The 25455-nt window shown below is 68.5% G+C and carries 16 protein-coding genes and 1 pseudogene; 9 read left to right on the top strand and 8 right to left on the bottom strand.

The annotated features are described in order from the left end of the window. The first annotated feature begins 2 nt into the window (after positions 1-2). Positions 3-995, top strand: a complete 993-nt coding sequence (locus E3O28_RS07765; protein WP_174721888.1) for an FHA domain-containing protein — start codon at positions 3-5, stop codon at positions 993-995. A 779-nt stretch (positions 996-1774) separates the two neighbouring features. On the opposite strand, the gene E3O28_RS07775 is transcribed toward E3O28_RS07765, so the two are convergent. Together E3O28_RS07775 and E3O28_RS07780 are read right to left on the bottom strand one after the other, a co-directional pair. Next, complete coding sequence (locus E3O28_RS07775) at positions 1775-3454, bottom strand: MFS transporter (protein WP_241973054.1); 1680 nt, start codon at positions 3452-3454, stop codon at positions 1775-1777. Next, the gene (locus tag E3O28_RS07780) at positions 3451-4275 is read right to left on the bottom strand and encodes a tryptophan-rich sensory protein (RefSeq protein ID WP_134415537.1); all 825 of its coding nucleotides are present in this window, start codon (positions 4273-4275) and stop codon (positions 3451-3453) included. The genes E3O28_RS07775 and E3O28_RS07780 overlap by 4 nt, the downstream gene beginning before the upstream one ends. An 85-nt stretch (positions 4276-4360) precedes the next feature. Between E3O28_RS07780 and E3O28_RS07785 the strand changes: the two genes are divergently transcribed. After that, positions 4361-4747 carry a VOC family protein gene (locus E3O28_RS07785; RefSeq protein ID WP_104099249.1) on the top strand — a complete coding sequence of 129 codons (387 nt, stop codon included), beginning with the start codon at positions 4361-4363 and terminating at the stop codon, positions 4745-4747. A 25-nt stretch (positions 4748-4772) separates the two neighbouring features. On the opposite strand, the gene E3O28_RS07790 is transcribed toward E3O28_RS07785, so the two are convergent. Next, a complete protein-coding gene (locus E3O28_RS07790; protein ID WP_104099248.1) occupies positions 4773-5471 on the bottom strand; it encodes an HAD-IA family hydrolase in 699 nt (232 codons plus the stop codon). 22 nt (positions 5472-5493) lie between these two features. On the opposite strand from E3O28_RS07790, the pseudogene E3O28_RS07795 reads away from it, so the two are divergent. Next, positions 5494-7702, top strand: a pseudogene (locus E3O28_RS07795) (S9 family peptidase). A 204-nt stretch (positions 7703-7906) separates the two neighbouring features. Beyond that, complete coding sequence (locus tag E3O28_RS07800; RefSeq protein ID WP_134415539.1) at positions 7907-11086, top strand: DEAD/DEAH box helicase; 3180 nt, start codon at positions 7907-7909, stop codon at positions 11084-11086. On the opposite strand, the gene E3O28_RS07805 is transcribed toward E3O28_RS07800, so the two are convergent. Continuing rightward, positions 11083-11607 (bottom strand): flavodoxin domain-containing protein, encoded by a 525-nt coding sequence (locus tag E3O28_RS07805; RefSeq protein ID WP_104193986.1) that lies wholly within the window; start codon positions 11605-11607, stop codon positions 11083-11085. The two genes, E3O28_RS07800 and E3O28_RS07805, sit on opposite strands and share 4 nt — an antisense overlap. A 149-nt stretch (positions 11608-11756) precedes the next feature. Here E3O28_RS07805 and E3O28_RS07810 point away from each other — a divergent pair, with 149 nt between their 5' ends. Together E3O28_RS07810 and E3O28_RS07815 are read left to right on the top strand one after the other, a co-directional pair. Next, a complete protein-coding gene (locus E3O28_RS07810; RefSeq protein WP_134415540.1) occupies positions 11757-14060 on the top strand; it encodes an EAL domain-containing protein in 2304 nt (767 codons plus the stop codon). Further along, positions 14021-16360, top strand: coding sequence for an EAL domain-containing protein (locus tag E3O28_RS07815; RefSeq protein ID WP_166784764.1), 2340 nt, complete (start codon positions 14021-14023; stop codon positions 16358-16360). The genes E3O28_RS07810 and E3O28_RS07815 overlap by 40 nt, the downstream gene beginning before the upstream one ends. A gap of 120 nt (positions 16361-16480) precedes the next feature. On the opposite strand, the gene E3O28_RS07820 is transcribed toward E3O28_RS07815, so the two are convergent. Next, on the bottom strand, positions 16481-16795 hold the full coding sequence (locus E3O28_RS07820; protein WP_134415542.1) for a hypothetical protein: 315 nt from the start codon (positions 16793-16795) through the stop codon (positions 16481-16483). A gap of 101 nt (positions 16796-16896) precedes the next feature. Between E3O28_RS07820 and E3O28_RS07825 the strand changes: the two genes are divergently transcribed. Continuing rightward, on the top strand, positions 16897-19740 hold the full coding sequence (locus E3O28_RS07825; RefSeq protein WP_134415543.1) for a cation-translocating P-type ATPase: 2844 nt from the start codon (positions 16897-16899) through the stop codon (positions 19738-19740). A gap of 63 nt (positions 19741-19803) precedes the next feature. Then, entirely contained in the window at positions 19804-20304 is a 501-nt protein-coding gene (locus tag E3O28_RS07830) for a DUF6328 family protein (protein WP_134415544.1), read from the top strand. Between the two features lie 96 nt (positions 20305-20400). Here E3O28_RS07830 and E3O28_RS07835 read toward each other — a convergent pair whose 3' ends face one another. Together E3O28_RS07835 and E3O28_RS07840 are read right to left on the bottom strand one after the other, a co-directional pair. Next, positions 20401-21066: a thermonuclease family protein gene (locus E3O28_RS07835; RefSeq protein WP_134415545.1), complete on the bottom strand. Its 666-nt coding sequence runs from the start codon at positions 21064-21066 to the stop codon at positions 20401-20403. Positions 21067-21294: 228 nt separating this feature from the next. Next, on the bottom strand, positions 21295-22242 hold the full coding sequence (locus E3O28_RS07840; protein ID WP_166784765.1) for a DarT ssDNA thymidine ADP-ribosyltransferase family protein: 948 nt from the start codon (positions 22240-22242) through the stop codon (positions 21295-21297). Positions 22243-22429: 187 nt separating this feature from the next. Here E3O28_RS07840 and E3O28_RS07845 point away from each other — a divergent pair, with 187 nt between their 5' ends. Further along, positions 22430-24712, top strand: coding sequence for an FdhF/YdeP family oxidoreductase (locus E3O28_RS07845; RefSeq protein WP_134415547.1), 2283 nt, complete (start codon positions 22430-22432; stop codon positions 24710-24712). Positions 24713-24850: 138 nt separating this feature from the next. Here the strand turns inward: E3O28_RS07845 and E3O28_RS07850 are convergent, their stop codons facing one another. Then, positions 24851-25129 (bottom strand): hypothetical protein, encoded by a 279-nt coding sequence (locus tag E3O28_RS07850; protein WP_174721889.1) that lies wholly within the window; start codon positions 25127-25129, stop codon positions 24851-24853. Between the last annotated feature and the right edge of the window lie 326 nt (positions 25130-25455).

Here is a 25455-nt window from a genome sequence, read left to right on the forward strand (position 1 = left end):
TCATGAGCCCCACCACCCGCCTGGACATCGACCTGGAGTTCTCCCTCGCGGAGCCGGGCACACCGGGCGACACCACGGAGGCGACCGGCGCCGAGCAGATGGGCGGAACCATCACGGCCAGCGGCCTCGACGTCGAGATCTTCTCCAGCAAGCCCGAGATGTTCGTGCGTACCAGCACGATGAAGCTGAAGGAACTCCGCGGCCTGGCCGGCGACCTGGCCGAGCGCGGCCTGACCGTCTCCGTGTCCGGCCCCGACGGCCTGATCATCCGGCTGGGAGCCGTCAAGGCACCCGTCATCCAGCGGCTGCTGACCGGTTCGTCGCACATTACGCTCGGCAGCCGGGCCGCGCTGGTTCCGCTCCTGCGGCGGCGCAGTGCCGCACCGGAGGCGGGCCTGTCCCTGCCGTTGCCGCCGGCCACCCTGTTGCCGTTGGTGCCGACCTTCGACCGGCGCATCCGTCGCCGGGTGACCACGACGCACTACACACCGGGGGCAGGCCGGCCCCGGCTGGTTTTTGTGATCGGCTCGAAGAACTGGAACGGTCAGATGCCGCGCGAGTTCGATCTGCTGCCGACGGTCACCACCATCGGTTCGGCCCCGGATGCCGACCTGCAGCTGGCCGGTCTGCAACCGTTCCATGCCGAAATCCGCCACGACGACAACGACGAGTACATTCTGTATCCGCTCGGCGACGTTTCCGGCGGAGCCAAGCGGAATTACCGGCAGGACGAGAACGACGGGCAGGTCCTGCGCACCGGCGCCCGGATCGAAATGGGTCCGTGGCGCATGGCCTACTTCCGTGAGGAGTATGCCGACCACGGCCGCCCCCACGGCGGTCGCGTGGGCGGGGAACTGTCCGTGCAAAAGCCGCAACCGAGCCGCCGCGCAGCCCGGTTGGAGCGCGAGGCCAACGCCGCCGGTGCCGGCACCACGAACGGCGGCACCGAGCCGACGACCGCGCGGCCGGGGCCGGTGGACGACTCCGAGATCTAGGGTCAGGTCCGGGTCGGCAGATCCTGGCTGCACCACTCGCGGCGCACGCTGTGGAAGCCGGCACACGGTAGAACGTGTGCCGGCTTCTTATGTATGAGCCGCGGCGGATTCCGCCGAGCCCTGCGCCGCGCGGCGCTGCCCCACGCTGCCCTGCCCTGCCCTGCCCTGCCCTGCCCTGCCCTGCCCTGCCCTGCCCTGCCCTGCCCTGCCCTGCCCTGAACCAATTCGACGGAGATTCTGAGGAAAAAGCGGGTTTACGGGCTGTTTGGAATGGTTGTGGGCAAAATCTCGGCTCTCCGTCGAATTCGTTCGGGCTGCGCGGTGGAGCACGGGGTGGCGGGTGGGGTGACGTACGGGTGGCGCACGGGGTCGCGCACGGGGTCGCGGGTGGATGCAGGGCGCACCCGTGCGGCTGCAAATCCGGCGGGTGTTGTGGCCAACTCAGGAGATCCGTTCGGCGGGACGGACATCCGCACCGGTTCCGCACTGGTCCGTGGGAGCCGGGCAATGCGGGCGACGGATGTCCTGAGTTGGCCACACGCGCAGGCTCGGCCGGGCCTGACCCGCGGCAGGTCTCCTGCGTTGGCCACACGCGCAGGCTCGGCCGGGCCTGACCCGCGGCAGGTCTCCTGCGTTGGCCACACGCACAGGCTCGGCCGGGCCTGACCCGCGGCAGGTCTCCTGCGTTGGCCACACGCACAGGCTCGGCCGGGCCTGACCCGCGGCGGAGCCCGGGATCCCCACACCCGCGAAACCCCCTGGCCGTCAGGTACACGCAGCTAGACGGGCTCCCCCGCGGTCTCGGCCGCCGGGATGCTCTGGCCGGGGACGGCATCCTCGGGGCGCGACTCCGCGTGTGGCGCGGTGCCGGAAAGCCGCAGCGTCGCCAGGAAGCCGAGCACGAGGAACCCGGCTGCGGCGTACGCCGAGTAGCGGGTGCCGTCGCTGAACGCCTCGCGGGCGGTATCCGCCAGCTCGGGGCTCTGCTCTTCGAACGACGGGATCACCGAGCCCGCACTGTCGACGACCGCGTCGACGATCTGACTCCGGGTCTCGGCAGTCAGCCCGGGCACCTCGGCCAGCTTCGCATCGAGCGACGTACCGACCGTAGTGAACAGCACGGTGCCCAGCACCGCGATGCCGAGCGCCGAGCCGATCTGCCGGGCGGTGCTGGACGTGCCGGAGCCCTGGCCGCTCTGCGCCACCGGCACATCCTTGAGCACGACGCCGGTGAGCTGGGCGGTGGCCAGCCCCACGCCGATGCCGTAGACGAACAGGAATGGCACCACGACGAGCCAGGTGGACTCGGCCGTGATGACCAGGCCGAGGCCGGCGACGCCGATGATCTCGGCGACGATTCCGAACCGCACGATCGTCTCGGGTGAGATCTTGTTGCCGAACGCCCCGGACACCCCGCTGGCCACGAACGAGCCCAGCGCGAGGGCGAGCAGCACGAATCCGGTCTGCAGGGCGTCGTAGCCGAGCACATTCTGCAGCCAGAGCGGCAGTGACAGGATGATGCCGAACTCACCGAGGGAGACGATCATGGCCGCGATGTTGCCGTTTCGGAACGACGGGATCGAGAACAGGGAGAAGGCGAGCAGGGTGGTCTTGCCGGCCCGCTGGCGGTAGAGCCCCCAGTAGATGAAGGCCACGCCGGACACGACGGTGATCAGGAACACAAATGGAATAATCGACAGCGAGTACGGCCAGGTCCAGTCTCCCGCAACCGGCGCTTTGTCGGTGAGCCACCAGCCGTAGGTGCGTCCCTCGATCAGCCCGAAGACGAGCGACGCGCTGGTGATCACCGAGAGCACGGCGCCGACGACGTCGATGCGGCGCGGCTCGCCGGCATCCTTCGATTCGAGCACGAAGACCAGTACGCCGACGACGATGACGATGCCCAGTGGCACGTTGATGCCGAATGCCCAGCGCCAGGAGAAGGAGGTGGTGAGCCAGCCGCCGAGCAGGGGGCCGACGGCCACCATGCCGCCGATGGTCGAGCCCCAGATCGCGAACGCGATGCCCCGGTCACGGCCGCGGAACGTGGCGTTGATGATCGAGAGCGTGGTGGGCAGCACCATCGCACCGCCGACGCCCTGGATCAGCCGACCCAGGATCAGGAGTTCGCCCGTCTGCGCGAGCGCCGCGAAGACGGATGATGTGGCGAAGACGATTACGCCGAGAATCAGGATGCGCCGTCGACCGAACCGGTCGGCAAGCGTTCCGAAAACCAGCAGCAGGGCCGCGAAAACCAGGGTGTAGCTCTCCTGCACCCACTGCACCTGGGTCGAGGTGATCGCCAGGTCGTCGACGATCGAGGGGATGGCCACGTTGATGATCGTGGAATCGACGATGATCAGGGCGACGGCGACGCTGATGAAGACGAGACCGGCCCAGCGCCGGCGCGCCGAGGTGACGCCCGCCGGGGTGACAGGCAGGGTGGCCGGATCGCTCACGCGGTGACCGATCGGGACGTGGCGGATGTGGCGGACGTGACGGACCTGGAGGTGCGCACGCGCACGGTGATGGTGACGATCAGGATGGCGGCCACGGCGACGATCGCCGCGATCGCCGTGGGAGTGGAGAGCAGGGTGCCGGCCAGCCGGGCCACGGCCACCCAGCCGAGGCCCCAGCACAGCGACGCGGCCGGGGCGAGGCGGCCGTGGCCGTAGATCGCGAGGACTACGCCGACCAGCCCGGCGACGGCGATGACCAGCACCGCCCACAGGTCCGCGCTGAGGCCGAAGCCTTCGAAGCCGGAGGCGACGAGCACCGCGGTGACGTTGGCGGCGGTGGCGATGGCCACCCAGCCGAGGTACAGGCCCACGGTGCCGTCGGCGACGATCGTCTCAATCAGGTTTTTGGGCCGGGTGCGGAGCGTGAGCTGGAACGCCCGGATCAGCACGACCAGCAGAAGCACGATCACGGGCACACTGAGCCAGAGCAGGTCGAACTGGATGCTCAGGATCCAGGCGGCGTTCAGCACGAGCGACGCGGCGATCGGGTAGCCCAGGGCGCGTTGGCGGTCATCCGTTCTCTGCGCCGGCAGGAGCTGCCACAGGGCGTAGGCGATGAGGCCGAGGTAGATCGCGGTCCAGATGCCGAAGGCCGGCCCTTCGGGGGCGATCGGGGTGGCGTCGGCGGCGAGCGCTCCGCCTGACGCGTTCTGGATCGGGGTTCCGCCGGCGGCGCCGGACCCGATGAACGATCCGACGACGGCCAGGATCACGCTCGCCAGCACCACCGTTTGACGCAGTGGATCGCTGCTCTTATTCATCTCGGTCTCCCAACAATCTGCCACCTTAATAGTCGACGGTTTCATCCTGACCTCTTCCGCCCCCTGGAGTATGCGAAACTGCCGCATGCGCATCAACGGAGTGCACCACATCGCCATTATCGCCAGCGACTACGACGTGTCCAAGGCCTTCTACCTCGACGTTCTCGGCTGCACGCTCGAAGCGGAATACTTCCGGGCCGCGCGCCGGTCGTGGATGGGCAAGCTTGCCCTGAACGGCCACTACCTGATCGAACTGTTCTCTTTTTCCGACACCCCGCCCCGGAAGAGCGGCCCGGAAGCGCTCGGACTGCGCCACCTCGCGTTCGAGGTCGACGACGTACCGGCCGCGCGCGACGAGCTGATCGGCAAGCACGTCGAGGTTGAGGAACTGAGGGTGGACCCGAACACCGGCAAAGCGATGTTCTTCTTCCGCGACCCCGACGGGCTGCCGCTGGAAATCTACGAGCGCTGAGTCCGGACGCTATTGCTCCGGGCTGCTACTGCTCGGTCACCAGGTGGAAGACCACTCCGTCATCCTGCACGGACACGCGCAGGCGGTCGAGACCGGAGACCACCAGGTCGGCCTCCAGGTCGGCGGCCCGATGGGTGCCGACGACGCCGATCGTGGCGCAGCCGGCGGCGCGGGCGGCGGCAAGGCCGGCTGGGGCATCTTCGACCACGACGCAGCGGGCCGGGTCGACGCCGAGGCGTTCGGCAGCCAGCAGGAACGGCTCGGGGAACGGCTTGCCGCGGCTGGTGTCGTCGATGGTCACCACCGTGAGCGGTGCGGGGAAGCCGGCGGCGTCCAGGCGCACCAGGCACAGCTGCCGGGCACAGGACGTGACGATCGCCCGGCGGGCCTCGGGGATGCTCGCCATGAGTTCCGCCGCGCCGGCCAAAATCCTGACGCCATCCGTGTCGGCCAGTTCGAACTCGGTCAGCCGGGTGACGGATGTCTCGACCAGCTCCTCCGCCACCAGGGTCGCGATCATCTGACGCGCCGGCACCCCGTGCTCGGGGCCGGTGAACGACGGGCCGAGGCCGACCTCGGCACCCCAGCGCAGCCAGGACCGGGTGACCGCCTGAGTGGAGTCGACCAGGGTGCCGTCCATGTCGAAGAGCACGGCCTGGAAGACCTGCCCCTGCAGGGCCTCCTCCCGGGAGGTTTCGAGCGGGGCGATTCCGGGCTGCGTCATTGTGGTTCCATTCGTCTCTGGGCTGGTACCCCTCAAGTCTGCGCCCTCACGGAACTACGCTATGACTCATGACCACTCCTCCCCGCGCGGTGCAGAAGCCACAGCAGCGCAGTTTCCATGACGACGTGTTCACCGACAACTACGAGTGGCTGCGCGACAAGGACAGCCCCGAGGTGATCGCGCACCTCGAAGCCGAGAACACCTTCACGGATGCCCGCACCGCCCACCTGGCCCTGCTGCAGGAGCAGGTCTTCGAGGAGATCAGGGGCCGCACCCAGGAGACCGACCTCAGCGTTCCGGTGCGACAGGGCCACTGGTGGTACTACACCCGCACGGTGGAGGGGAAGGAATACGGCATCCACTGCCGTGCGCCGATCTCCGCGCCGGACGACTGGACCCCGCCGGTGCTTCCCGAGCAGATCCCCGAACAGACCAGCGGGCAGGCGAGCGGGACCGCCGGTCTCCCGGGCGAGCAGATCGTGCTCGACGACAACGCCGAGGCGGCCGGCCACGAGTTCTACTCGCTCGGCAGCACCGACGTGAGCGGCGACGAGAACCGGCTGCTCTACGCCGTCGACACCGAGGGCGACGAGCGGTACACCCTGCGCGTGCGCGACATCGCGACCGGCGAGAATCTCGCGGACGAGATCCCGAACACCGGCGAGGGTGCACTGTTCGACCCGAGCGGCCGCTACATCTTCTATACGACCGTGGACGACGCCTGGCGGCCCGACACCGTGTGGCGACACGAGGTGGGAACCGCGGCCGCCGCCGACGTGTCGGTCTTCCACGAACCCGACGAGCGCTTCTGGGTGGGCATCGGCCTCACCCGCAGCCGCAGGTTCCTGCTGATCGAGGCCGGCTCGAGCGTGACCACCGAGACCCGGCTGCTCGACGCCGCCGACCCGACCGGCGAGTTCGCCCTGGTCTGGCCGCGGCTGGACGGCGTCGAGTACGACGTGGAGCACGCCGTGCTGGGCGGCGAGGACCGCCTGCTGATCGTGCACAACCACCACGCGGTCAACTTCGAGCTGGTCAGCGTCTCCGTCGCCGACCCGCGGGGTGAGAAACGGATTCTGCTGCCCCACGATACGGCCGTGCGCCTCGAGAGCGTCGACGCATTCCGCGACTTCGTGGTGGCCGAATACCGGCGGGACGGACTCACCCGCGTTGCCGTGAGCGCCGAGGCAGCCGACGAGGAACTCGATTTCGTCGAGCTCGGCTTCGAGGAACCGCTGTACTCCGTGGGCACTTCGGCCAATCCCGAGTGGGACACGCCGACCATCCGTCTCGATTACACCAGCTTCGTCACGCCGTCGACGGTCTACGACCACGTGGTCGCCACCGGCGAGCGCCGGCTGCGGAAGCAGCAGCCCGTGCTCGGCCGCTACGACCCGACCCTGTTCGAGCAGCGCCGCGAGTGGGCTACCGCCGCCGACGGCACGCGCATCCCGATCTCCCTCGTCTACCGGCGTGACCTCGTCGCTCCGGGAACTCCCGCCCCGACCCTGCTCTACGGCTACGGCTCCTACGAGATCAGCATCGACCCGTCGTTCAGCATCGCCCGGCTCAGCCTGCTCGACCGCGGCATGATCTTCGCGATCGCCCACGTGCGCGGCGGCGGCGAGCTGGGTCGACTCTGGTACGAGAACGGCAAGAAGCTGCACAAGCGCAACAGCTTCACGGACTTCATCGACAGCGCCCGGCACCTGATCGACCAGGGCTACACCAGTCCCGACCGGCTCGTCGCCGAGGGCCGCAGCGCCGGCGGCCTGCTGATGGGCGCCGTGGCGAACCTGGCCCCGGAACTGTTCTCGGGCATCCTCGCCGGGGTGCCGTTCGTGGACGCGCTGACGTCGATCCTGGACCCGTCGCTTCCGCTGACCGTGATCGAGTGGGACGAGTGGGGCGACCCGCTGCACGACCCTGAGGTGTACGCCTATATGCGCGGCTACTCCCCCGTGGAGAACGTACGCGACACGCACTACCCGCGGATACTCGCTGTGACCAGTCTCAACGACACCCGAGTGCTCTACGTCGAGCCGGCCAAGTGGGTGGCCCGGCTGCGCGAGGTGGGAGCGGATGTTCTGCTGAAGACCGAGATGTCGGCCGGCCATGGTGGGGTGTCCGGCCGGTACAGCCACTGGCGTGAAACGGCGTTCGACTTCGCCTGGATCATCGATGCCGCCAGGGCGCATCCGTCGAGGGAAGCGGCGGTCACCGCGGTGTAGCTGAGTGAGTCTCAGCCAGGGCCCGAGCCCGTGCCCGAGCCCGAGGCCTGGCGACATCTCCGACCCGAACGAATTCGACGGAGATTCTGCCCAAAACACCCCCAAACAGCCCGCATAAGCAGTTTTCCGGCAAAATCTCCGTCGAATTGGTTCAACCGCGGACACTGCGCTCCGACCGCGCTGCCCACATGAGAGCATGGAGCCATGTCTGATGCCGGGTCTCCCCCGGCGCGGGCGGACTGGAAGCGGATCGCGGGACCCGTGCCCGGCGAACCGGGTGGGACCACCGATCTGCCCGTTCCGATGGGCCTCCTATTCGAGCTGCGAGAGCAGACGCCCCGCACGAACGACCGCTGGCGTGGTGCGACGGCCCGGCCGGTCACGAACGTGCGCCCCGGGCAGGGCGAGATCCGGCTCGGGGTGCGCCCGGTCATCCGAAGCGCCCGTGGCAACTGGGTGCGCACGGACGTGGCGTGGAACCAACTGGGCTTCCACCGCAACCGCCTCAACCTCAACCGCGAGCACCACCGCTGGCTGAGCCAGATCCTGGCCCTGCACCGGGCCGTGCGCGGCGTATACACCAGCCAGGAGACGGACTGGATCTACCTCGACGACTTCGTCAGCCCGCTGCTCTGGACCCTCTTCGACGAGGCCGAGACCCTGGGGCTGCGTCTCGTGGGCAGCACGAAGGATGCCACGGTCAGCGTGGGCCGCGCGGCCCACGTGAGCCTCGACGCAAGCCGGAACGCCGCCGGCGCGTTCAGCAACACAGGCGCCGCCGGCGCGTTAAGCAACACAGCCGCCGCCGGCACCCAGGGTCTGCTCCTGACCACCCGGCTCCTATTTGACGGCACCCCGCACCCCCCCGAGCATTCCGGGGCGATCGGCGGCCACGGGATCTACGGCTATGCCCTCGGGCCGCGCCCGGTGTTCACCCTGGCCCCGACCGTCGACGGTCCGCTCACCGCCGAGCAGCGCCGGCTGCTCGGTGCGCCCGGCACGGTTCTCGTGCCTGCCGACGAGACGGCCGAGTTCCTGAGCGACTTCTATCCGGCGCTGCGGCGCACCCTGCCGGTGATCAGCACGGATGGCTCCGTGCGCTTCCCCCAGGCCGACCCACCTCTGCTCGTGCTCACCGCCTGGTTCCGGCCGAGGCAGGCGCTGGAGCTGGCCTGGCATTGGGAGTACCGCGAGGGTTCCCTGCTGAAGAAGCTGCCCGTGCTGTCGTCCACGTCCACATCCACATCCACGTCCACGCCCACGCCCACGTCTCCCTCGAGCGGAAGCCGCGACGAGCCCACCGAACGGGTCATCCACGAGCGGGCCAGGCGTCTCCTCGAGGAGGCCGGCCGCCCCGACGCAGGCCCGGCCGCGACATCCCTCACCCTGCGCGGCATCGATGCGGCCGAGGTGGCCGAACGTGCGCTCCCGCGGCTTGAAGCGCTGCCCGGCGTGCGCGTGGACATCCGCGGCACCCGGCCCGACTACCGCGAACTGACCGAGACTCCTGAGCTCACAATCAGCACGGTCGAGACGGACCAGCGGGACTGGTTCGACCTGGGCGTGATCGTCACGATCAATGGTCGGAGCGTGCCGTTCGGCCCGCTGTTTAAAGCTTTGGCGAAGGGGCAGGCGAAGCTCCTGCTGGTCGACAACAGCTACCTTTCGCTGCGGCAGCCGGCTTTCGAGCGCCTGCACGAACTGATCACCGAGGCCCGCGCCCTGCAGGAATGGGACACCGGCCTGCGCATCAGCCGCTACCAGGCTGCCCTCTGGAGCGACTTCGAGGACCTCGCCGACGACACCGAGCAGGCCGTGGCGTGGCGGGCGGCCGTGTCCGGGCTGATCGGCTTGTCCAAGGGCGCCGACGACGCCGAGCACGCCCCGCACGCCGAGCACGCCCCGCACGCCCCGCTGCCGGCCGCCGTGCACGCTACCCTGCGCCCGTACCAGGCGCAGGGCTTCACCTGGCTGACCTTCCTCTGGCAGCACCAGCTGGGCGGAATCCTCGCCGACGACATGGGTCTCGGCAAGACGCTGCAGACGCTCGCACTCCTGGCGCACGCGACCGCACAGCCGGCCGAGCAGGCCCACCCGGCCGGGCAGGCCCACCCGGCCGACCCGGCCCAGCGGCGGCCTTTCCTGGTCGTCGCCCCGACATCCGTCGTCGCCACCTGGCGCTCCGAGGCCGCCCGCTTCACGCCCGGCCTCGACGTTCGGGTGATCACAGCCACCGAGGCGGCCGGCGGCATCCCGCTGACGGATGCCGCGGCCGGCGCCGACGTCGTCGTCACCTCCTACACGCTGTTCCGTCTCGACTTCGAGGCCTACCAGGCGCACGGCTGGGCCGGGCTGATCCTGGACGAGGCTCAATTCCTGAAGAATCATGCCACCCGGCTGCACCTGTGCGCCCGCGACCTGACGACGCCGTTCAAGCTCGCGCTCACGGGCACGCCGATGGAGAACAGCCTGCTCGAGCTGCATGCCCTGTTCGCGATCGTGGCACCGGGCCTGTTCCCCTCCCTTCGGCGGTTCACGGAGGAGTATGTGCGCCCGATCGACCGCGGCGACACCCCAGAGTTGCTCACGCGGCTGCGCCGGCGCATCCGCCCACTGTTGCTGCGTCGCACCAAGGCGGTCGTCGCGCCCGAGCTGCCGCCCAAACAGGAGCAGGTGCTTGAGATCGAGCTGAACCCCCGGCACCGCGCGCTCTACGACACGTTCCTGCAGCGGGAACGGCAGAAGCTGTTCGGCCTGATCGACGACCTCGACAAAAACCGGTTCATCGTGTTCCGCTCGCTGACCCTGCTGCGGCTGCTCAGCCTGGACCCGTCCCTGGTCGACGAGAAGTACGCCGGAGTGTCGTCCAGCAAACTCGACGCCCTCTTCGAACAGCTGGACGACGTCGTCGCCGAAGGTCACCGCGCGCTCGTCTTCAGCCAGTTCACGTCGTTCCTGAAGAAGGCGGCCGCGCGGCTCGAGGCCCGGGGCATCCCCTACTGCTACCTCGACGGGTCCACCCTGCGCCGCTCCGAGGTGATCGACCGGTTCAAGACCGGCAGTGAGCCGGTGTTCCTGATCAGTCTGAAGGCCGGCGGGTTCGGCCTTACCCTGACCGAGGCGGACTACGTCTTCCTGCTCGACCCGTGGTGGAACCCGGCCACCGAGACGCAGGCCATCGACCGCACCCACCGCATCGGCCAGACGAAGAACGTGATGGTCTACCGAATGGTCGCCACCGGCACCATCGAGGAGAAGGTCATGGCCCTGCAGAAACAGAAGGCCGAGCTCTTCGACCAGGTGCTGGGTGACGCCCCAGCGGATGCGTCGGGGTTCAGTGGGAACCTCACGGCCGACGACATCCGCAGCCTGCTGGAGAGTTAGACGGACAGCTCCCGGGCGATCTCCGCCGCCCATTCGTCGATCGCGACCCAGTTGCGGAAGTCGCCCTCGGGCAGCAGCTCGCGCCCACTCGGGATGCGCCGCACAAGTTTGTCCCGGCGGCCGAGCACGGTCGGGTCGAGCGCACCGAAGAACACCCGCATTCCGCGCGGCTGGAGCGACTGGCCGAACTCCTCGAACTGCTTCGGCTCACTCTCCTTGAGCAGATCTCGCCCCTGGGCGTCCTTCCCCGCGGTGCCGAGCGGCCCGCTGCTGAACAGCCACACCGGATGCGCCGTGATCAGTTCCTGGTGGCGCCGCACGAACTCCGTCGCGTCCTTGCGCCACGACCCCATGTAGGCGGAACTGCCGATCACAAAGGCATCGTACTCGTCCACCTGGTCAACGGATGCGACCGGCCGGGCCACGGCATCCTGCCCGGCCTCCCGCAGTTTGCGGGCGATGCGCTCGGCGATTCCCTCGGTGGCTCCGTACTTGCTCGAAAACCCCACCAGTGTCGTCATGATTGCCTCCAGCTCGTCGGTCGTTCACTCAATCGTAGGGCGGTGCGCCGCCGCGCCCCGTCCACGATTCCCCACCCTCAATCGAGCGGGTCGGTTGGTTCTCCGTCTTCCGCCGCTGCTAATCTGAGATTAGATAACGTGGGGGTTCCGTGCAGTTGAATTCAGGGGCGCCCTACGGCCGCCTAGTTCGAGGTTTCTTTGCCAGGAGCGCCTCCTGGTCCGCCTGGCTGATGGCCGTGTTCCTGGGCAGCTACGTCATCGGCCTGCTGATGCCCGACGACGGATTCCACCTCTTCGTCGACGGCTGGCTGGCGTCCCTCCTGAAGTTGTCCATGGTCGTCGTGTGCTGGGCCGCCGTGATGCGCAAGCGCTCGCGGAGCCGAGTGCGGATCGCGGCCAGCGGTCTGGAGCGATTCCGGCATCCCGAACTCCTGCTCACGGCCGCGGCGGTCACCATCATCGCGATCGTCGATTCCTACTCCCTGTGGATGCTGATCTGGGGTGCCGAGATGTTCCCCCGCGTGAGCGAGGTCGGCTACCTCCTGTTCTTCGCCCTCATGCTATTCGTGCTGGTCATCATGGTGCGCCGCCAGCTGCGCGGCATGGTCTGGTCGGTGGTGCTGGACAGCGCCATCGGTGCACTCGGCGCGGCCTCGGTGCTGGCCGTGCTGCTCGGCCCGATGGCGAACTCAGTCGACGCGGCCGGGGCGAACAAGGCCATCGCCGCCGCCGTCGCCTACCCACTGTTCGACCTGCTGCTGGTTGCCGTCGTCGTCGCACTCACCACCTCGCAGGGCCCGGTTGCCGGCCGCCGCTGGATCCTCCTCGTCTTCGGCCTACTGATGTTCACGTCCACCGGTCTCGTCTTCGCGTTACTCGAAACCAGGTACGTTCTCGGCACTCCTCTGGACGCCGGCTGGGCCGTGGGTCTGGCCCTGATCGCGGTGTGGGCGGATGCCTCGTCGCGACCCGATCTGGTTCGGAACAACTCCTCCAACGGCGTGGCGGCCCTGGCGCTGCCGGCGGTGTCGACCGCGGCCGGCCTGGGTGTGCTGCTCCTCGCCAGCCAGACGCCGGTTCCCCACATCGCGATCGGGCTGGCGGCGGCGACCCTGGCCCTCGCAGCCGTTCCCCTGGTCTCCCGGCAGGTGGCCCTGCGTCGCCAGTCCAAGACCGACGAGCTGACCGGTCTGCCGAACCGGCGTGCGCTGTACGCCGAGGTCTCGTCGAGACTGGCCGACGACAGGAGCCGGAACCGGGCGCTGCTACTGCTGGACCTGGACCGCTTCAAAGAGGTCAACGACAGCCTCGGGCATGACGCCGGCGACCGGTTGCTCGTGCAGGTCGGCCTTCGTCTGCTGGAAGGACTGCAGTCCGGTGACCTGCTCGCGCGGTTGGGCGGCGACGAGTTCGCCGTCCTACTCGAGCGCACCGACCAGGTGGAGGCCGAGGCGGTGGCCAACAAACTCCGGGCCACCCTGGCCCAGCCGTTCACCCTGGAAGGCATCTCCCTGCAGACCAGCGCGAGCATCGGAATCGCGCTCTACCCCGACCAGGGCGATGACCTGACCGCACTGCTGCGCAAGGCCGACATGGCGATGTACAAGGCGAAGGCGACCCACAGCGGCCACCACGTCTACCGCAGCGCGGACAACCGCCACGGTGACGCCCGTCTGCGCACCCTGCAGGAGTTGCGCCTCGCCCTGACCGAGGACCAGCTGGTTCTGCACTACCAGCCGAAGATCTGCCTGAAGACCGGGTTCGTCTCAGGCGTCGAGGCCCTCGTGCGCTGGAACCACCCCGAGCGCGGTCTGCTGTTTCCCGACCAGTTCCTGACTCTGGTCGAAGAGGCCGGTCTCATGCACGCGCTGACCCAGGAGGTTCTGCGGAAGGCGTTGGACCAGTCCGTGCTCTGGGCGGCCCAGGCCCGTACCCTGACGGTTGCGGTGAACCTGTCCGCCAGCTCACTGATCGACGCCGATCTGCCCGAACGGGTGGGCACCATGCTGTCGGCCCGCGGTCTTCTGCCCACCGCGCTGATGCTCGAGATCACCGAGGACTTCCTGATGGCCGACCGCGACCGAGCCCGGGACATCCTGACCCGGTTGCGCGCCAGTGGTATCCGGATCTCCGTCGACGACTTCGGCACCGGTTACAGTTCGCTCGCCTATCTTCGTGACCTGCCCATCGACGAGCTCAAGCTGGACCAGTCCTTCATCTTCCCGATGGCCGACGACGCCCGGGCCGCCGCACTGGTGGCCTCCACGATCGACCTCGCGCACGGCCTCGGCCTGAAAATGGTCGCCGAGGGCGTGGAGAACAGCGTCGCCTACGACGAGCTGGTGCGCTACGGATGCGACTTCGCCCAGGGATACTTCATGTCACGCCCCCTCTCCGCCGCGGCACTCGACGAGTGGCTGACCGCGAGGCAGAGCGCGGCGGCCCTGCCATGACCGGCGGCACCCGTGAGTGGTTCCGCTTCGGCGCGCTGACGCTCATGCTGGTACTGGTCATCGCCTACACCCTCGGCCTGGCCCTGAAGGGCGATGACTTCAGCCCTCTGGTCGACGGCTGGCTCGCCATGCTCTCGGTGTGGGCACCCGTGCTCGTGGGCTGCGCCGCCGTCTACCGGGTCGGGCGCGGGCAGATCGAGGTGGGCCTCGCCACCGCCGCTCTGACCATGAACGCCCTGGCGGACACCTACTACCTCGTCAGCGCGGATGCCGACGGTGCGTCACCGTTTCCCTCGCCGGCCGACATCGGCTATCTGCTGTTCTACCTGCTCCTGCTCTGGGCGCTGGCGGTGCTCGTGAACCGGCAACTGCGCGGATCGGCCTGGTCCGTCTTCCTGGACACCGCCGTGGGTTCCCTGGGTGCCGCCGCAGTGCTGGCCGTCATCCTCAGCCCCGTCTTCGATTCCGCCGCCGCGGACCCGCTCAGCCTCGGTGCCGTCATCGCGGCCGCCTATCCGGTGCTCGACCTGCTGGTGGTGGCGGCGATCGCCGGGATCGTGGCGTCGCACGGCCCGGATGCCGGGAAGCGCTGGATGCTCCTCGTCGCCGGCCTGGTGGTCTTCGCCGGCGCCGACACCGTCTTCGCGCTGCAGGGTGACCTGTACACGGTGGGCACCCTGCTCGACGCGACCTGGAACATCGGGGTCGTACTGATTGCGCTCTGGGTGGACGGCACCTCCCTCCCGCGCCCGGTGCGGGATCGCAGGGCCACGGCCACAACCGTGTCCGCTCTGGCCGTGCCGATGGTGTCGACGATCGCCGGACTCGGGGTTCTGATCCTCGCCAGCCAGGTCACGGTGTCAAACCTCGCCGTGGCCTTGGCCGGGGCAACCATGGCGCTGGCGGTGGTGCCGCTGGTCGGCCGGCAACGGGTTCTGAACCTGCTGGCGCGAACGGACGACCTCACCGGTCTGCGCAACCGCCGCGCATTCAATGCGGACGTGCCCACCCGCCTGGCAGCGGTCGAGGGCCGGACGTGTGCCCTGCTGCTGCTGGACCTTGACCGGTTCAAGGAGGTCAACGACAGCCTCGGCCATGACGTGGGTGACCGGCTGCTGATCCAGGTCGGCATCCGTTTGAACCGGCAGCTGCGTGCCGGAGACCTCCTGGCCCGCCTCGGCGGCGACGAGTTCGCGATCCTGCTCACGGACTCCGCGCGGGAGGATGCCCTGACGGTGGCCGTCAAACTGCGCGCCGCGCTGGCCGAGCCGTTCATTCTGGAGGGCATCACGTTGCAGACCAGCGCCAGTGTCGGAATCTCCCTCTATCCCGACCAGGGCAAAGACCTGACGGCGCTGCTCCGCAAGTCCGACATGGCCATGTACAAGGCGAAAACGAGCCGCGGTGGCCACCACGTATACGACAGCGACGACGACAGCCACGGCGAGACCCGGCTGCGCACCCTGGCCGAACTGCGCCTCGCTCTCACCGATGAGCAGCTGGTGCTGCACTATCAGCCCAAGGTCGACCTCGGCAGCGGGGCGGTGCGGGACGTCGAGGCCCTTGTGCGCTGGAACCACCCCGAGCGCGGCCTGCTGCTGCCCGATCAGTTCGTGCCGATCATCGAGGAGGCCGGGCTGATGCACACCCTGACGCAGGTCGTGCTGCGGCAGGCGCTGGACCAGGCCGTGCTCTGGCAGGCGCAGGGGCATCCGCTGACCATCGCCGTGAACCTGTCGGCCAGCTCACTGGTCGACACGGAACTGCCGGACCGGATCGGTGCCATGATCGCCGCCCGCGGTCTGCCCTCGTCGATCCTGGCCCTGGAGATCACCGAGGAATTCCTGCTCAATGACCGGGGCCGGGCCCGAGGCATCCTCACCCGGCTACGCGAGCAAGACATCCGCATCTCCGTCGACGACTTCGGCACCGGCTACAGTTCGCTCGCCTACCTGCGCGATCTGCCCATCGACGAGCTCAAGCTCGACCGATCCTTCGCCTTCCCGATGGCCGGCGATGCCCGAGCCGCGACCCTGGTGTCCTCGACGATTGCGCTGGCCCACAGTCTGGGGCTGCGCATGGTGGCCGAGGGTGTGGACAGTGGCGCCGCCTACGACCAGCTGGTCGGCTTCGGCTGCGACTTCGCGCAGGGCTTCCACCTGTCGCAGCCGCTTTCCGCCGCCGAGCTGGACACCTGGCTCGCCGACCGACGAGTCGCAGATACCGCGTCGGCGCACGCGTGTGAGGTCGCACCCGCCGTGCCGCCCGGTGACCTTGTCGCGGAGCCGGCCGAGGTTTAGACCCCCCCTGCAAAGCGCGCCCTGTTCCCGTGGGGAGACCACCGGGACGCGGATTGGGGATCATCATGACGCGGCGACGTTCACCACTGCGACGGATGCTGGTGGTCCCTCTTCTCCTGATTACGGGTTCGCCCGCTCGCCGGGGAGTGCGATCAGGGTCTGGTCCGGATTGACTTCGACTGGTGGTCGAAGCCAGTAGTCCGTTTCGGTTCGGATGATGCTCCATTGCTGGTTGTGCAGGAGCAGGAGCAGGTGGTGTGGGTGGCAGAGCAGCACTCCGTCGGCGAGGTCGGTGTAGCCGTTGTCGTTCAGCCAGTCGTTGATGTGGTGGGCTTCGCTCCAGGCGGGATCTGTCGCAGTCGACCCAGCGGCATCCGCCGTCGCGAACCCCCATTGGGGAAGGTACGCCGGGACGGACGGGATGTCGAAAGGCACCGACGCAGCACCGACGCAGCGCCGGCCGCGGCCCGGTTCTACACTGGGTGGAGCAGCGGGCCAGACCGACCCGGCACTCCCGGAAACGAGGAACCCACCCGATGGACGCGTCTGCTCAATCGGAGAAATCAGCTCAATCGGAAATATCGGACCCGATCGACCGTCTCGCAGTCGATCCCGCCGTTACCGATGCCGCCGAGATCGCCCGCCGGCTCGAGACCGACGCCGCCCGGGGCCTCACCGGCGCCGAAGCCGCGCGTCGCCTCACGGCCGAGGGCCCGAACGAGCTGCGCAGCGTGCGCCCGGTTCCGTTCTGGCGCCGGATCCTGGCCCAGTTCAACGACCCTCTGATCTACCTGCTGCTGGTCGCCACCGCGGTGTCGCTCGGCGCCTGGCTGATCGAGGGGGCACCCGGCCTGCCCGTGGACGCCATCGTGATCGCCGTGATCGTAGTGCTCAACGCCGTGCTCGGCCTGGTGCAGGAGGCGCGCGCCGACAACGCCGTGGCCGCCCTGTCCACCATGACAGCGGCATCCTCGACCGTCATGCGCGACGGCCTGCTCACCACCGTGCCCAGCACCGAGCTGGTGCGCGGCGACCTGCTGGTTCTGGGTGAGGGCGACAGCGTGGGGGCGGATGCCCGCCTCACCGAGGCGAGTTCGCTGCGGATCGCGGAGGCCTCCCTCACCGGCGAAAGCGAGGCCGTCACCAAGAACCCGCGCACCCTTCCCGCCGCGGCCGCCCTCGGCGATCGGCTGAACATGGTCTTCAAGGGCACCGCCGTCAGCCAGGGCGTCGGCCGCTGCATCGTCACCGGAACCGGCATGAACACCGAGGTCGGCGCCATCGCCACGATGCTTGACCGCACCGAGGCGCACCCCACCCCGCTGCAAACCGAGATCGGCCACATCGGCAAGCTGCTCAGCGTCGTCGTGATCGCGATCGCCACGGTCGTGATGCTCACCATCGTGCTCGTGCAGGGCGTGTCCACGCCCGCCGACTTCGTGACCGTGTTCCTGCTCGGGGTATCCCTCGCGGTCGCAGCCGTTCCCGAGGGGCTGCCGGCAATCCTGTCGGTGATCCTCTCCATCGGGGTACAACGGATGGCGCGGCAGAACGCCGTTGTCAAGAACCTGAAATCCGTGGAGACCCTGGGCTCCGCATCCGTGATCTGCTGCGATAAGACCGGCACACTGACCCGCAACGAGATGACGATCCAGCAGTTGCTGACCGCCTCCGGCCGGGTAGATGTGACCGGGGTGGGCTACCGCCCCGAGGGCGAACTGCGCCAGGGCGCCGAACCGCTCACAGACCCGGCACTCCGCTTTGAGGCCCAGCTGGTGCTGGGCGTCGGTTCCCTCGCCGGCAACGCCCAGCTGACCGAGCAGGACGGCGAGTGGGAGATCCAGGGTGACCCCACGGAGGCCGCGTTCCTGGTGGCCGCGGCCAAACTCGAGGGCACCACCGGGCACATGGCCCGGTTCGAACGTCGGGGTGAGATGCCCTTCACCTCGGAACGCAAGATGATGTCCACCCTGCACCAGGAGACCGGCGACGACAGCCTGCGCATCTTCAGCAAGGGCGCGCCCGACGTGCTCCTCGAGCGCTGCGCCTACGTGCAAGTCGGCGAGACGGTCGTACCTCTGACCGCCGAGCAGCGGCCACGGATGCTTGCCGACATCCAGGCGCTCTCGGCCCAGGCCTTCCGCACCCTGGGTGTCGCCTACCGAGTCGCCGACGAGAACACGGCGCCGCTCGACGAGGCCGACGAGCAGGGCCTGATCTACGCCGGGGTGGTCGGCATCATCGACCCGCCCCGCGCCGAGGTGACGTCAGCCGTCCAGGAAGCCCACCGGGCGGGCGTGCGTGTGATCATGATCACGGGCGATCACCCCGCCACGGCCGCGCGGATCGCGAGTGACCTGGGGATCGTCGAACCGGGGGCGACGGCGCTGGCGGGAGCAGACCTCGACCACCTCGACGAGCCGGGGCTGCGGGAGGCGGTGCGCGACACATCCGTGTTCGCCCGCGTCTCCCCGCGGCACAAGCTGCGGATCGTCGACGCCCTGCAGGCCAACGGCGACATCGTGGCGATGACCGGCGACGGCGTCAACGACGCCCCGGCCCTGAAGTCCGCCGACATCGGCGTGGCCATGGGCATCACGGGCACCGAGGTGACCAAGGAGGCCGCGAAGATGATCCTGGTCGACGACAACTTCGCCACCATCGTCGCCGCGGTGCGGGCCGGCCGGGTCATCCTCGACAACATCAAGAAGTTCCTGCGGTACCTGCTGTCCTCGAACATGGGCGAGGTGCTCACCGTGTTCCTCGGCGTGCTCCTCGCCGGGGCGCTGGGCCTGACCGGCTCCAGCAGCGAGACCGTGGTGCTGCCCCTGCTGATCACCCAGATCCTCTGGATCAACCTGATCACCGACTCCGGCCCTGCCCTGGCGATGGGCGTCGACCCGGAGATCGACGACGTGATGGCCCGCCCCCCGCGCGGGATCAACGACCGTATGATCGACCTGCGCATGTGGGTGGGCATCATGTCGACCGGCCTGGTGATGGCGGTGGTCACCCTCGCCACGATCGACCTGTTCCTGCCCGGCGGGCTGCTGCCGGCGCTGGAACCCGGCACGGACGGCCTCACCGTGGCGCGCACCGCGGGGTTCACCACCCTGGTCTTCGCCCAGCTGTTCAACACACTCAACGCGCGCTCCGAGCTGACCACCGCGTTCCACCGGCTGTTCGTGAACCCGTGGCTGTGGGGGGCGATCCTGCTCGCGATCCTGTTGCAGGTGGCCGTGGTCGAACTCCCGCTCCTGCAGACCGCGTTCGGCACCACCTCGATGGACCCTCTGCACTGGGCCGTCTGCGTGGGCATGGCATCCGTCGTGCTGTGGGTCGAGGAACTGCGCAAGTGGATCCTGAGGGTGCGCGCCTGACCTCTCCCGTTCCGTGCTCGACGCGTGCGATCTCGTTTCCGCAAAGCGCATTACGATCGGGGCATGAGCCTGTCAGGAACACCGGAACCCACCGCGACGGAGCCGGTATCCGCGCCCCGCCGCAACGAAACGGATGTCCAGCGCCTCGACCGCAATTGGCTCTCGCTGTTGCAGGAGCTCAGAGTCACCCAGACGGGCACCCAGATCGTGGGTGGTTTTCTGCTCGCCCTCGCCTTCCAACCGCGGTTCACCGAACTCGACCTGTACCAACTGACCGTGTATCTGATTCTTGTCGCCACGGCCACCACCACCACCGTTCTGGCGCTCGGGCCGGTCAGCCTTCACCGGCTGCTCTTCGGGAAGCATGCGATGAAGCAGATCGTGCGGGTCGCCGACGTGCTCGTGCGGGCCACACTGGTCGGTGTCGCCGTGATCCTCGCCGGCACCACCCTGCTGGTCTTCGACGTGGTGCTGGGCCGAACGGCCGGTCAGGTGGCCGGGGCCGCGGTGCTGCTGGTCATCGTGGCGGTCTGGCTGGTCCTGCCGCGCCGGGCGAAGCGCTGAGGACGACGTGCGGGGGTCGACTGGCGGCGGACGCCTGGCGGCGGACGCCTGGCGGCGGACGACGCGCGGGGATATCGGTGGGACGGCTTCGCCGCATCAGCAGGCGCCCCACTGGCCCGCGCCTGCCGTCGTTGCGGCGTCCTCGGCCGTACGCAGCAGCGGGTAGTGCGCGTCGTTCGGCGGGATCATCAGCGACTCGGCGGCGCCGCCGGCGACGAGCTCGTAGTTGACGAATCGCCCGTCCCCGGTCCAGAGATAGAACAGGCTACGGCCGTATCGGTCAGTCGGGTCCTGGTCGGCGGTGACCCAGGTGCGGCTGCCATCGGGGAGGAGCGCCCGCAACTGCTCCGCGGCCTGATCGCCGAAGCATTCGGCGCTGTCCCCCACCTCCGGCGTATCGATTCCGAGCAGTCGTACCTTGACGGCATCCGTCGTCGCCACCAGGGCGTTCGGCTGGTCCGTTCGCAGAAAGAGCGTGTCGCCATCATGCACATGCTCCACGGTCATCGGGACGGCTCCGCTCGGTCGTGCGGGGATGCCGCCGACCGCTGTCTCGACGGTGCCGTCCGCGGCGGTCGCCACCGGGCCGGTGCTCTCGCCGGAGCTCTTGCCGGAACTCTGGCCGGAGCCGTGGCTGGCCGAGCTCAGCATGCTCTCGAACTCGGTCACCAGAAATCCCGACTGCTGGACCCAGGCGAAGCCGAGTACTCCGAGAACGAGAACACCGATCGGCACGCGCGAGCGGCCCTGTCGTCTACCCATTCCCCGAGACTAGGGCAGAGCCAGGCAGGCACACGCCACCCGCCGTGTCTGACGAGTCCGAGGCCCGGGAGCACCTCCGTCGCGAACGAATTCGACGGAGATTTTGCCGGAACCGGCCCCGAAAACTCTGAAAAAGCTGCTTTTCACGAGAATCTCCGTCGAATTGGTTCGACGCCGGACAGGGCAGGCCGGGCACGTGGCGAGAGGGCGCTCCGGACGTCTGACCGGCTAGGGCGCTGCGGTTTCCTCCACGGCGTGGAACCACGGCGGGTACACGACGACCTTGGGCTTGTGCGCCTCGGCGGCGAAAATGCTGCGCACCGCGTCGCGCACCTTGTCGTTGGCGACGCCGACGAGCGTGACCAACTCGAACGGGAACGACTCGGTGACGAGCAGTTCCGCCTCCCGGATCTTCTGCGATTCCTGATCGGCGCGCAGCGAACGCAGCATGCGGTCGGCAGTCTCGGGAGCAGAGCCGAACCTGGTCAGGGCCCCCGCGGCATCCCCGTTGGCCACCGCGACGCTCGCTGCGACGGTTTTCTCGGCGCCGGCCTGGGCGTCGAGGAGCTTCTTGACCGTGCTGACCAGAATGACGAAGTCGTACGTCGGAGAGCGGTGCGCCTCCGGCGACAGGCGCGGGTCGTTGGATTCGGTGAGGAGGCTGTCCCACAGGCGTGCATTGGGCGAGAGGAAGAACGGCACGTAGCAGGCGACGCTCGCGCTGTCGTCTCCGGCGACGAGCGCGGTACGCCGGGCCGCGCGCTGCGGTGCCGACGACAGGTCGACGACCGGCCGGGCGGTCCAGGCGTCGCTCGCGTCGGCAAGCAGGCGCCCGCTGTTCAGGATGCCGGCGAGGTTGCGGATGTGGGTGACGTGGTAGATCCGCTGCTCACCGACGTTGTCGTGGGAGGATTTCGTGCTCCTGACCGGCTTCACGGTGCTGGCGGCCTTGGCGGTGGCCGGCTTCGCGGTAGCGGTCTTCGCGCTCAGGGTGGGATTGGGTCCGCCCAGGGTGACGGTGCGCGGTGACGGCGAACTGCGAAGCGACGGTGCGCGGCCCGTCGACTTGCTCCGGCTGGCGCGGGTGGCCACGCCGGGCACGATTTCGGGAGCGGCCTTCGGGAAGCAGCTGGCGCAGAGGCCGCCCTCGAGTCCATGGATGCATTCGTCGCTCAAACTAGAAAAACCTTTCGTGTGCGTGGCCCCCACACTCTTCAAGTCCGATGCTTGAAGACCACATATCAACGGTACGGTCATTTCTGACCTCGTGGTGACCGATGGCGGGATCCGTTCGGCGCATTTCGGCCTGAGGGTGAGTCGCACATGCCTTGTCGGCCCCGGCGAAGGGTGCTACTACCGACGTATGAGCAGCGTTGACGATATCGACGAGGACAAGATCGAGGTCGGCAAGCCCAGGGAATGGGCGGCGGGGGTGCCAGGCGTCACCCATGCACTGGGGCCGGCCTTCCGGCAGATGGGTGTGCCGCGCAGCCTGAAGGCACTGACTGCGATGAACCAGCGGGACGGTTTCGACTGCATGAGCTGCGCCTGGCCGGATCCCGATCGGCGCAAGACGTTCGAGTTCTGCGAGAACGGCGCCAAGGCGGTGACCTGGGAGGCAACGCCGATCACGATCCCGGCCGAATTCTGGGCCGAGAACCCGATCAGAGAGCTGCTCACGAAGTCGGAGTACTGGCTCGGCATGCAAGGCCGCCTCGTGCAGCCGGTGCACAAGCCGGCCGGGTCCGAGCACTACCGGCCGATCACCTGGGACGACGCGTTCAAGCTGATCGGGGACACCCTCCGCGGACTGGAATCGCCCGACCAGGCGACGTTCTATACGAGCGGTCGCACCTCCAACGAGGCGGCCTTCCTCTACCAGCTGTTCGTGCGCGCCCTCGGCACGAACAACCTGCCGGACTGCTCGAACATGTGCCACGAGTCGACCAGCCACGCGATGGCGGAGACCGTTGGGATCGGCAAGAGCACCGTCACCTACGCCGACTTCGCCCGTGCGGACCTGATCATCATCATGGGGCAGAACCCGGGCAGCAACCATCCGCGGATGCTCACGGCGCTGGAAGAGGCGAAGGAGGCGGGCGCCGCCATCGTCGCCGTCAACCCGCTCTTGGAGGCCGGGCTGATGCGCTACAAGAACCCGCAGAAGGTGCGGGGCGTCGTCGGGGCCGGAACCGTGATGGCCGACCAGTACCTGCAGATCCGGCTCGGCGGCGACATGGCCCTCATGCAGGCCCTCTCCCGACGGGTGCTCGACGCCGAGGCCGCCCGGCCCGGAACCGTGCTCGACCATGCGTTCCTGCGCGAGAATTGTGTCGGGCTGGAGGAGTTGCGCGAGCACCTCGCCCACCAGGATGACGGTGCGGTCCTGGCGGCCACGGGGTTGCGCGCGGCCGAGATCGACGAGCTGGCCGACCGGTATCTGCGGGCGGACCGGGTCATCATCACCTGGGCGATGGGCATCACCCAGCACAAGAAGGCCGTTCCGACAATCCGAGAGATCATCAATCTGCTCCTACTGCGCGGCAACATCGGCAAGCCCGGCGCGGGGGCGTCCCCGATCCGCGGGCACAGCAATGTGCAGGGCGACCGCACCATGGGCATCTGGGAGAAGATGCCACCGGCGTTCCTGGACGCCCTGGAACGAGAATTCGGGTTCGACCCGCCCCGCGTGGACGGCCTGGACAGCGTCGACTCCATTCGCGCCATGCGCGACGGCCTGGTCACGGTCTGGATCGCCCTGGGCGGCAACCTGGTCGGCGCGATCTCCGACACCGTCGTCGCCGAGGCCGCAATCCAGAAGACGGTGCTGAGCGTGCAGATCTCCACCAAACTGAACCGGTCCCACGCTGTGGTCGGCGACCAGGCGCTCATCCTGCCGACCCTGGGCCGCACCGAGATCGACCTGCAGGCCACCGGCCCGCAGTTCGTGTCGGTTGAGGACACGGTCTCCGCGGTGCACTCGTCCACCGGCCTACTCCCACCGGTGTCGGATCAGCTGCTCTCCGAGGTGGCCATCGTGTCGCGCCTCGCCCGGGCCGCCCTCGACGGCACCGCCTCGATCGACTGGGCCGGTTTCGAGAGCGACTACGACATCATCCGTGACCACATCTCGCACGTCATTCCGGGCTTCGCCGACTTCAACCAACGCATCCACCAGCAGGAAGGTTTCTCCCTGCCCCATGCGCCGCGCGACCTGCGCACCTTCCCGACCCCCAGCGGCAAGGCCCTGCTCACGGTCAACGAACTCGAGCCCCTCGAACGGCCGCCGGGGCGCCTGCTCCTGCAGACGCTGCGCTCGCACGACCAGTTCAACACCACGATCTACAGCCCCAACGACCGCTACCGGGGCATCAAGAACGGCCGCCAGGTCATCTTCGTCAACCCGGAGGATGTCGCGGAGCTGGGTTTGATCAGCGGCATGCTCGTCGATGTGCACAGCGAGTTCAGCGACAACGTCGACCGGGTGCTGCGGCGGTTCCGGCTCGTCGCCTACCCGAGCGCCCGCGGCTGCGCCGCCGCCTACTTCCCCGAGGCCAACGTGCTGGTGCCCCTGGATTCCACCGCGGAGGGCAGCAACACCCCCGTCTCCAAGGCGGTGCTGGTGCGGCTGGAACCCTCGCGCTGACCAGATACACACCCCGACCAGAACGAAAGCAGGGCGCCCGATCCGCTGCGGCCCGGCGGCGGAGGGCCGCACGTCGAAATCGAAGATTGCCGTGGGATGTAAACGATAGAGCAGGAGTTTCGGGCTGGTCGTCGAGGCTCACCTCGAATTCCGCCGCGAGGCGGATGTCGACGCGAGGCGGATGGCGCCGCCGCGGGGCGCCGACAGGTGCGTGACGCTCACGGTGAGCGCCATCATCACCGCGCGCAGCACGAGCGACTGCCAGGTGAAGATCGTGGCACAGAAGTCGAGCACGCCGCTGACCTTGAGCAGCTCCGGCGGCAGGGAGGCGGCCGTGGCCTGCAGCAGAGCCGCGGACGACGACAGCCCGAGCGCCCACCGATCAGAGGTGGCGTTCACCGGCATCGGGCCGTCCATTGCGGGGATTTTTCTGTGGGAGGTGTCGGAGCGCGTGCTGCCGCGCTGAGCGCATTCGTTGCCGCGCTAGAAAGTACGCAGAATAGTCAATTTTCCTAGACATCCGAGTCGAGGTCTGCCTACACTCAAAACTCGCGAATGCCTTTCTCTGGGCTGGGGAACTCGTTTTCAGAATCGAAACTGAGCTCCGAATGAACGACGACAACTTGCTTCCCACGCCGGCCTGCGCTTCCTGCTACGACCCGATGGCGTCGGTCGGCGGCGGCTGGTGGTGCGATCACTGCCAGGAGTTCGCGTAACCGGTCGCGTGCTTCCGGCCGGTCGCG

Origin of the sequence: Cryobacterium sp. TMT2-14 (assembly GCF_004402465.1) — a bacterium.
Classification (GTDB): domain Bacteria; phylum Actinomycetota; class Actinomycetes; order Actinomycetales; family Microbacteriaceae; genus Cryobacterium; species Cryobacterium sandaracinum.